Source organism: Pseudomonas congelans (assembly GCF_900103225.1).
Lineage (GTDB): Bacteria > Pseudomonadota > Gammaproteobacteria > Pseudomonadales > Pseudomonadaceae > Aquipseudomonas > Aquipseudomonas congelans.
Map to the genome: position 1 here is coordinate 1,075,073 of NZ_FNJH01000001.1, position 8,305 is coordinate 1,083,377.

An 8,305-nucleotide genomic window follows, 5' to 3' on the forward strand; every position below is an offset into this window, starting at 1 on the left:
CAGCGTCGGTGCCCGTGCCGTATCGCAACTATGTGGCCCAGGCACGCCTGGGTGTCAGCCAGGCCGATCACGAAGCATTTTTCCGCGACATGCTCGGCGATATCGATGAGCCGACGCTGCCGTTCGGCCTGCTGGATGTGCAGGGTGAAGGTCGCGACATCGAGGAAGCCAGCCTGGCGCTGGACCCTCAACTCAACTTGCGCCTGCGTGCTCAGGCCCGGCAACAGGGGGTGAGTGCCGCCAGCCTGGTGCACCTGGCCTGGGCTCAGGTGTTGGGCAAGGTATCAAACAAGCAGGACGTGGTGTTCGGCACCGTCCTGATGGGCCGGATGCAGAGTGGCGAAGGTGCCGAGCGGGCACTGGGGATGTTCATCAACACTTTGCCACTGCGGGTGTCGGTGGGCGAGCAGGGCGTACGCGACGAGGTCAAGGCCACTCACAAGCGCCTGACGGCCTTGCTCGGTCACGAACATGCCTCGCTGGCGTTGGCCCAGCGTTGCAGCGGTGTAGCTGCACCCGCGCCGCTGTTCAGCGCGCTGCTCAACTATCGTCACAGTGGGGTAGGCAGTGCATCCGACCAGGCCATGCAGGCCTGGCAGGGTATCGCGGTCCTCAGCGGCGAAGAACGCACCAACTATCCACTGACCTTGAACGTCGATGATCTGGCTGACGGGTTCAGCCTGACGGCTTTGGTGGTTTCGTCAATCGGTGCCCAACGTGTATGCGGCTATATGCACACGGCACTGGAAAACCTGTTGACGGCGCTGGAGCAGACGCCAGAAACATCGTTGCAAGGTTTGGCGATCCTGCCGGCGACCGAGCGCGAGCAGTTGCTGGTGGCGTTCAACAACACCGCGCTGGATTACGACAACGAACAGACCATTCACGGGATGTTCGAAGCGCAGGTAGAGCGCACGCCGGAAGGGGTGGCAGTCGTCCATGGCGAACAACGCCTGACCTATCGCGAGCTTAACGAGCAGGCCAACCGGCTGGCCCATGCCCTGCGTAAACAGGGCGTGCAGCCGGATTCGCGGGTCGGGATCTGTGTAGAACGCGGCGTGGAGATGGTCGTCGGCCTGCTGGCGATTCTCAAGGCGGGCGGCGGGTATGTGCCGCTGGATCCGGCGTATCCGGTAGAACGCATCGCTTATATGTTGCAGGACAGCGCGCCGGCGGCCGTGCTGGCTCAAACCGCTACCCAGGGTTTGCTGGCCGACGTTTCGGTGCCCGTCATCAATCTTGACCTGGGCAACTGGCAGGACGAATCCGTCCAGAATCCGCAGGTGCCGGGGCTGACTTCGGCGCATCTGGCGTACCTGATCTATACCTCGGGCTCCACCGGTCTGCCGAAAGGCGTGATGATCGAACACCGCAACACCGTGAACTTCCTGAGCTGGGCGCACACGGCCTTCGACGGCTCTGCACTGGAAAAAACCCTGTTCTCCACTTCACTGAACTTCGACCTCGCAGTCTATGAGTGCTTTGCGCCACTCACCTCGGGCGGCAGCATCGAAGTCGTCAAGAACGTGCTGGAACTGCAACATGGCGAGCACGACATCGGCCTGATCAACACCGTACCGTCGGCGTTGAAAGCACTGCTGGACGTAGATGGGCTGCCAGAATCGGTTCACACCGTAAACGTCGCCGGTGAAGCGCTCAAACGCAGTCTGGTGGAAAACCTGTTCGAGAACACCGGCGTGCAGCGCCTGTGCAACCTCTATGGCCCTTCGGAAACCACCACCTATTCAAGCTGGGTGGCCATGGACCGCGAAGAGGGCTTCGCAGCGCACATCGGCAAGCCGGTTGGCAACACGCAGTTTTACCTGCTGGACGAACAGCAGCAGCCTGTACCAATGGGTGTCGCGGGTGAAATCTACATCGGCGGTGCCGGCGTGGCGCGGGGCTACCTGAACCGTGACGACCTGACCGCCGAACGCTTCCTCGAAGACCCGTTCAGCCAACAGCCAGCGGCACGCATGTACCGCACCGGCGACCTGGGTCTTTACCTGCCGGACGGCAATATCGAATACCTCGGCCGTAACGACGATCAGGTGAAAATCCGTGGCTTCCGTATCGAGCTCGGTGAGATCGATGCACGCCTGGCCAAACACCCGGCCGTCCACGAAGCCGTAGTGACAGCTCGCGAAGATGTGCCGGGCGACAAGCGTCTGGTGGCTTATTACACCCTGATCGCAGGACATGCTCCGGTAGACATCGACAGCCTGCGCGGCTGGCTGCAGGAACAATTGCCGGCCTACATGATCCCGGTGGCTTATGTGCTGCTGGATGCACTGCCGCTGACCCCGAACGGCAAACTGGACCGCAAGGCCCTGCCAGCACCCGAAATTGATGCACTGGTCAGCCGTGGCTATGAAGCCCCACAAGGCGAAACCGAAGCGCAGATCGCGGCTATCTGGCAAGACCTGCTGGGCGTTGCCCAGGTCGGTCGACACGACAACTTCTTCGAGCTGGGCGGTCATTCGCTGCTGGCGGTCAGCCTGATCGGGCGTATGCGTCAGTCGGGCTTGAGCTCGGACGTGCGCGTGCTGTTCGGCCAGCCGACGCTGGCTGCACTCGCAGCGGCGGTCGGCGGCGGCACGGAAGTCGTGGTGCCCGCCAACCTGATTTCCGAGCACTGCGAACACATCACCCCGGACCTGTTGCCGCTGGCCGACCTGACCCAGGCGCAGATCGACCAGGTGGTCGCCAGCGTGCCGGGCGGCGTAGCGAATGTGCAGGACATCTACCCGCTGGCGCCGTTGCAGGAAGGCATCCTCTATCACCATCTCAGCGCTGAGCGCGGGGATCCGTATCTGCTGCAATCGCTGTTCGCCTTCGACAGCCAGAAGCATGTCGACGACTTTGCCCGCGCCTTGCAGTTCGTGATCCAGCGCCATGACATTCTGCGCACGGCTCTGGTCTGGGAGGGACTCGACGAACCGATGCAAGTAGTCTGGCGTCAGGCGTTGCTGCTGCGTGAAAGCTTTGACCCAGATCCGCAAGGCGGCGACGTCGCGGCACAGTTGCACCAGCGTTTCGACTCCCGCCACCAGCGTCTGGATATTCGTCGGGCGCCGATGATGCGTCTTGTACACGCCTGGGATGAGCCCAACCAGCGCTGGCTGGGTTGGCTGCAGTTCCATCATCTGGTCATGGACCATACCACGCTGGACGTAGTGCGCTATGAGATGCAGGCCTACCTGCTGGGGCAGGGGGCTCAACTGGGCTTGGCGGCGCCATATCGCAATTATGTCGCTCAGGTCCGCCTGGGCATGAGCCAGGAGGAACATGAGGTGTTCTTCCGCGACATGTTGAGCGACGTTGACGAGGCGACGCTGCCGTTCGGTTTGCAGGAAGTGCAAGGTGACGGTCATGGCATCGAAGAAGACTGTCTGGCGGTGGATCTGGAGCTCAGCCGTCGTTTGCGGGCCCAGGCCCGTCAACTGGGAGTCAGTGCCGCAAGCCTTGTCCACCTGGCCTGGGCGCAGCTGTTGAGCAAGACCTCGGGGCGTGACGACGTAGTGTTCGGCACCGTGCTGCTGGGCCGGATGCACGGTGGCGAAGGCTCGGACCGAGCGCTGGGTGTGTTTATCAACACCTTGCCGCTGCGTGTGGGCCTGGGCGACCAAGGCGTGCGTGACGGGGTCAAGGCCACGCACCGGCGGTTGACCGCATTACTCGGGCATGAACACGCGTCTCTGGCGCTGGCCCAGCGTTGCAGTGGCGTGGTCGCACCAGCGCCGTTGTTCAGCGCGCTGCTCAACTATCGCCACACCAGCGTTGCCGTGACCGATGAGACGCTGACCGCCTGGAATGGCATACATGCGCTGCCGCTGGGCGATGAAGAACGCACCAACTATCCACTGACCCTCAACGTCGATGACCGGGGCGAAGACTTCCTGTTGACTGTGCAGACTGTACCGCTGATCGACGCCGCTCGGATCTGCGCCTACATGCAGCAAACCTTGAGCAATCTGGTCAACGCGCTGGAGCAGGCACCGCAGACTCCGTTGCACGCCATTTCGATACTGCCGGACAGCGCGCGCGAGCAGTTGCTTGAACAGTGCGAGCAGCCCGGCAATACCTACCCAAGCGAGACACCGATTCATCTGCAATTCGAAGCCCGCGCTGCACAACAGCCAGACGCCGTGGCGCTGGTGTTCGAAGAGCAGACCCTGAGCTACGGCGAACTCAACGCGCGTGCCAACCAGGTCGCGCACCGCCTGCTGGCACAAGGCGTTCGTCCGGATGATCGGGTGGCGATCTGCGTCGAACGCGGCCCGGCGATGATTATCGGCTTGCTGGGGATCCTCAAGTCCGGGGCCGGTTATGTGCCGCTGGATCCGGCTTACCCGCTTGAGCGCCTGGCGTATACCCTCGGCGACAGCGACCCGGTGGCGTTGTTGAGCCAGCAGTCAGTGCAGCAAGCCCTGCCGGTATCCGAAGTGCCGGTGATCAGTCTTGACTATGCCGATTTGCAGGACGAATCCGTCTGCAATCCGCAGGTGCCGGTAAAGCCTACCCACCTGGCTTATGTGATCTACACCTCCGGCTCCACCGGTCTGCCCAAGGGCGTGATGGTCGAGCATCGCAACGTTGCACGGCTGTTTTCCGCCACCGAAGACTGGTTCGGCTTCAATGAACAGGATGTCTGGGCGCTGTTCCATTCGTTCGCCTTCGACTTCTCGGTCTGGGAAATCTGGGGCGCGTTGCTGCACGGCGGCCGTCTGTTGATCGTCCCGCAACTGGTCAGCCGCTCGCCCGAAGACTTCTATAACCTGCTGTGCAGTGCCAGGGTTACGGTGCTCAACCAAACGCCAAGTGCGTTCCGTCAACTGATTGCTGCCCAGGCTGAAAACACCCAGGCACATTCGCTGCGCCAGGTGATTTTCGGTGGTGAGGCGCTGGAAACAGCGATGCTCAAGCCGTGGTACGCCCGCAACGTGAATGCCGACACGCAACTGGTAAACATGTACGGCATCACCGAAACCACCGTGCACGTGACCTATTACCCGTTGCAGCCTGAAGACGCCCAGCGCGTCGGTGCCAGCCCGATCGGCAAACGCATCCCGGACCTGCAGCTTTATCTGCTCGACGCCCAAGGCGAACCAGTACCGGCAGGCGTGATCGGCGAGCTGTACGTGGGCGGTGCCGGTGTTGCTCGTGGCTACCTGAACCGTGAAGCACTGACGGCCGAGCGTTTCCTCGATAACCCGTTCAGTACAGCACCGGCTGCGCGGCTGTACCGTACCGGCGACCTGGGCCGCTGGCTGGCCGATGGCAGCCTGGAATACCTGGGCCGCAACGACGAACAGGTCAAGATTCGCGGCTTCCGCATCGAACTGGGCGAGATCGAAGCGCGTCTGGCCGAATATCCTGACGTCCGCGATGCCGTTGTGATGTGCCGTGAGGATGTGCCCGGCGACAAGCGTCTGGTGGCCTATGTCACGGCGCAGCAGACGGAAATCCTGCTGGACATCGAAAGCCTGCGCGAGCATCTGCAGGACGCATTGCCGGAGCACATGGTGCCTGCAGCATACGTGCAACTCGATGAGTTGCCCCTGACGGCCAACGGCAAGCTCGACCGCAAGGCGTTGCCGGTGCCTGACCGCTCGGCGCTGGCCAGTCGTGGCTACGCAGCACCTGAAAACGATACCGAGATGGCCATCGCGCGGATCTGGCAAGACCTGCTGCAACTGGAGCAGGTCGGTCGTCATGACAACTTCTTCGAACTGGGCGGCCACTCGCTGCTGGCAGTGAAACTGATCGAACGCATGCGTCAGATTGATCTGGTTGCCGACGTCCGCGTGCTGTTCAGTCAGCCGACCCTGTCTGCACTGGCGGCAGCGGTGGGCGGCAAAGGTGCAGTGGAAGTACCCGCCAATCTTATTACCGCTGGCTGCGAGCGCATCACCCCGGACATGCTGCCTCTGGCAGCGCTGAGCCAGGATGATATCGACCGCGTGGTCGCAAGCGTGCCCGGCGGTCTGGCCAACGTGCAGGACATCTATGCACTGGCGCCGCTGCAGGAAGGGATTTTGTATCACCACCTTGCCGCGACCGAGGGAGACCCGTACCTGCAATACGCACTGTTTGGCTTTGACAGCCTCGAGCGTTTGCACGGTTTCGCCCAGGCTATGCAAGGCGTAATCGCCCGGCACGATATCCTGCGCACCGCCGTGCTTTGGGAGCGTCTCGACGCTCCGGTGCAGGTGGTCTGGCGTGAAGCGACCCTGGGCCTGGATGAACAGGTGCTGGACTCGGCCGATGGCGACATCGCCGAACAACTGCTCGAACGCCTGGCCCCTCGCCACACGCGCCTGGACATTCGTCAGGCGCCGATGTTGCGCATCGGTTATGCACATGACGAGGTGAACAATCGCTGGCTGGGCATGCTGCTATTCCATCACCTGGTGGACGACGCAACTTCGCTGCGCACTCTAAGCGGCGAAATCGAGGCCTATATGCTGGGGCAGCAAGCCTCGCTGCCACCGTCCGTGCCTTACCGCAATTACGTGGCGCAAGCCATGCTCGGCGTGAGCCGCGAGGAGCACGAAGCGTTTTTCCGCGACATGCTCGGTGACATCGATGAGCCGACGCTGCCGTTCGGCCTGCTGGACGTACAGGGTGACGGTCGCGGTATCGAGGAAGCGCACCAGACGGTCGACATGGACCTGAGCCGCCGCCTGCGCTTGCAGGCCCGTCAGTTCGGGGTCAGCTCCGCCAGTCTGTATCACCTGGCCTGGGCCCGTGTTCTGGGCGCTTTGTCAGGCAAGGATGACGTGGTGTTCGGCACGGTATTGCTCGGCCGCCTGCAGGGTGGTGCCGGGTCTGACAGGGCGCTGGGGATGTTCATCAACACCTTGCCGCTGCGGGTCACGCTGGGCGAGCAGGGCGTGCGCAACGGTCTGAAGGCTACCCACGCACGACTCAGCGGCCTGCTTGCCCATGAACACGCTTCGTTGGTACTGGCACAGCGTTGCAGTGGCGTGTCCGCTTCGACACCACTGTTCAGCGCCTTGCTCAACTACCGACATGTCGCCGGTGAGGCCAGCCAGCAGACACTGGACGCCTGGCAAGGCATCGAAAGCCTGCGTGGCGAAGAGCGCACCAATTATCCGCTGACCCTTTCAGTAAACGATGAGGGAACGGGCTTCAGTTTAACGATTCAAGCCAGCGCCTGCATCGACGCGCAACGCGTCTGCGCGTATGTGCAGACCACTCTGGAGAATGTGGTCAGCGCACTGGAGCAGTCCGGCGAGGTGCCGCTGGCAGGCTTGTCGGTTCTGTCGGCGGCGGAGCGTGAGCATCTGGTGCATGGCCTGAACGCTACCGCGCTGGATTACTCGCAGCAGCAGACCATCCACGGGATGTTCGAAGCACAGGTCGAGCGCACGCCGGATGCTTTAGCAGTGGTGCACGGCGAGCAGCGCCTGACTTATGGCGAGCTCAACGAGCAGGCCAACCGCCTGGCCCATGCCTTGCGCAAGCAGGGCGTGCAGCCGGATTCGCGGGTCGGGATCTGTGTAGAACGCGGTACGGAGATGGTCGTCGGCTTGCTGGCGATCCTCAAGGCGGGCGGCGGCTATGTGCCGCTGGATCCGGCGTATCCGGCAGAACGCATTGCCTACATGTTGCAGGACAGCGCACCGGCCGCAGTGCTGGTTCAAACCGCTACTGAGGGCTTGCTGGCCGATGTTTCGGTGACTGTGATCAATCTTGACCTAGGCAACTGGCAGGACGAATCCGTCCAGAATCCGCAAGTGGCGGGGCTGACTTCTGCACATCTGGCTTACCTGATTTACACCTCGGGTTCTACCGGCCTGCCGAAGGGCGTGATGATCGAACACCGCAACACCGTGAACTTCCTGACCTGGGCGCATAAGGCTTTCGACGGCTCTGTACTGGAAAAAACGCTGTTCTCCACTTCGCTGAACTTCGACCTTGCGGTCTACGAGTGCTTCGCGCCGCTGACGTCGGGTGGCAGCATCAATGTGGTGAAAGATGTTCTGCAACTGCAACACGGCGAGCACGATATCGGTCTGATCAACACCGTGCCTTCGGCACTGAAAGCGCTGCTGGAAGTTAACGGCCTGCCGGAATCGGTCCACACAGTGAACGTGGCCGGTGAAGCGCTCAAGCGCAGCCTGGTCGAGTCGCTGTTCGAGAACACCGGCGTGCAGCGCCTGTGCAACCTCTATGGCCCTTCGGAAACCACCACCTACTCAAGCTGGGTGGCGATGGATCGCGAAGAGGGTTTCGCCGCGCACATCGGCAAACCGGTCGGCAACACGCAGTTTTACCT

At 62.2% G+C, this 8,305-nt stretch carries 1 protein-coding gene (only partly in view); it reads left to right on the plus strand.

Annotation, left to right across the window (positions count from 1 at the left end; translation table 11 throughout):
* Nucleotides 1–8,305: part of a syringopeptin non-ribosomal peptide synthetase SypC coding region (gene sypC, locus BLR20_RS04230; RefSeq protein WP_074594534.1), annotated on the plus strand (this coding region is incomplete at its 3' end). The annotated region extends 20,242 nt beyond the left edge of the window; the window shows 8,305 of its 28,547 annotated nt.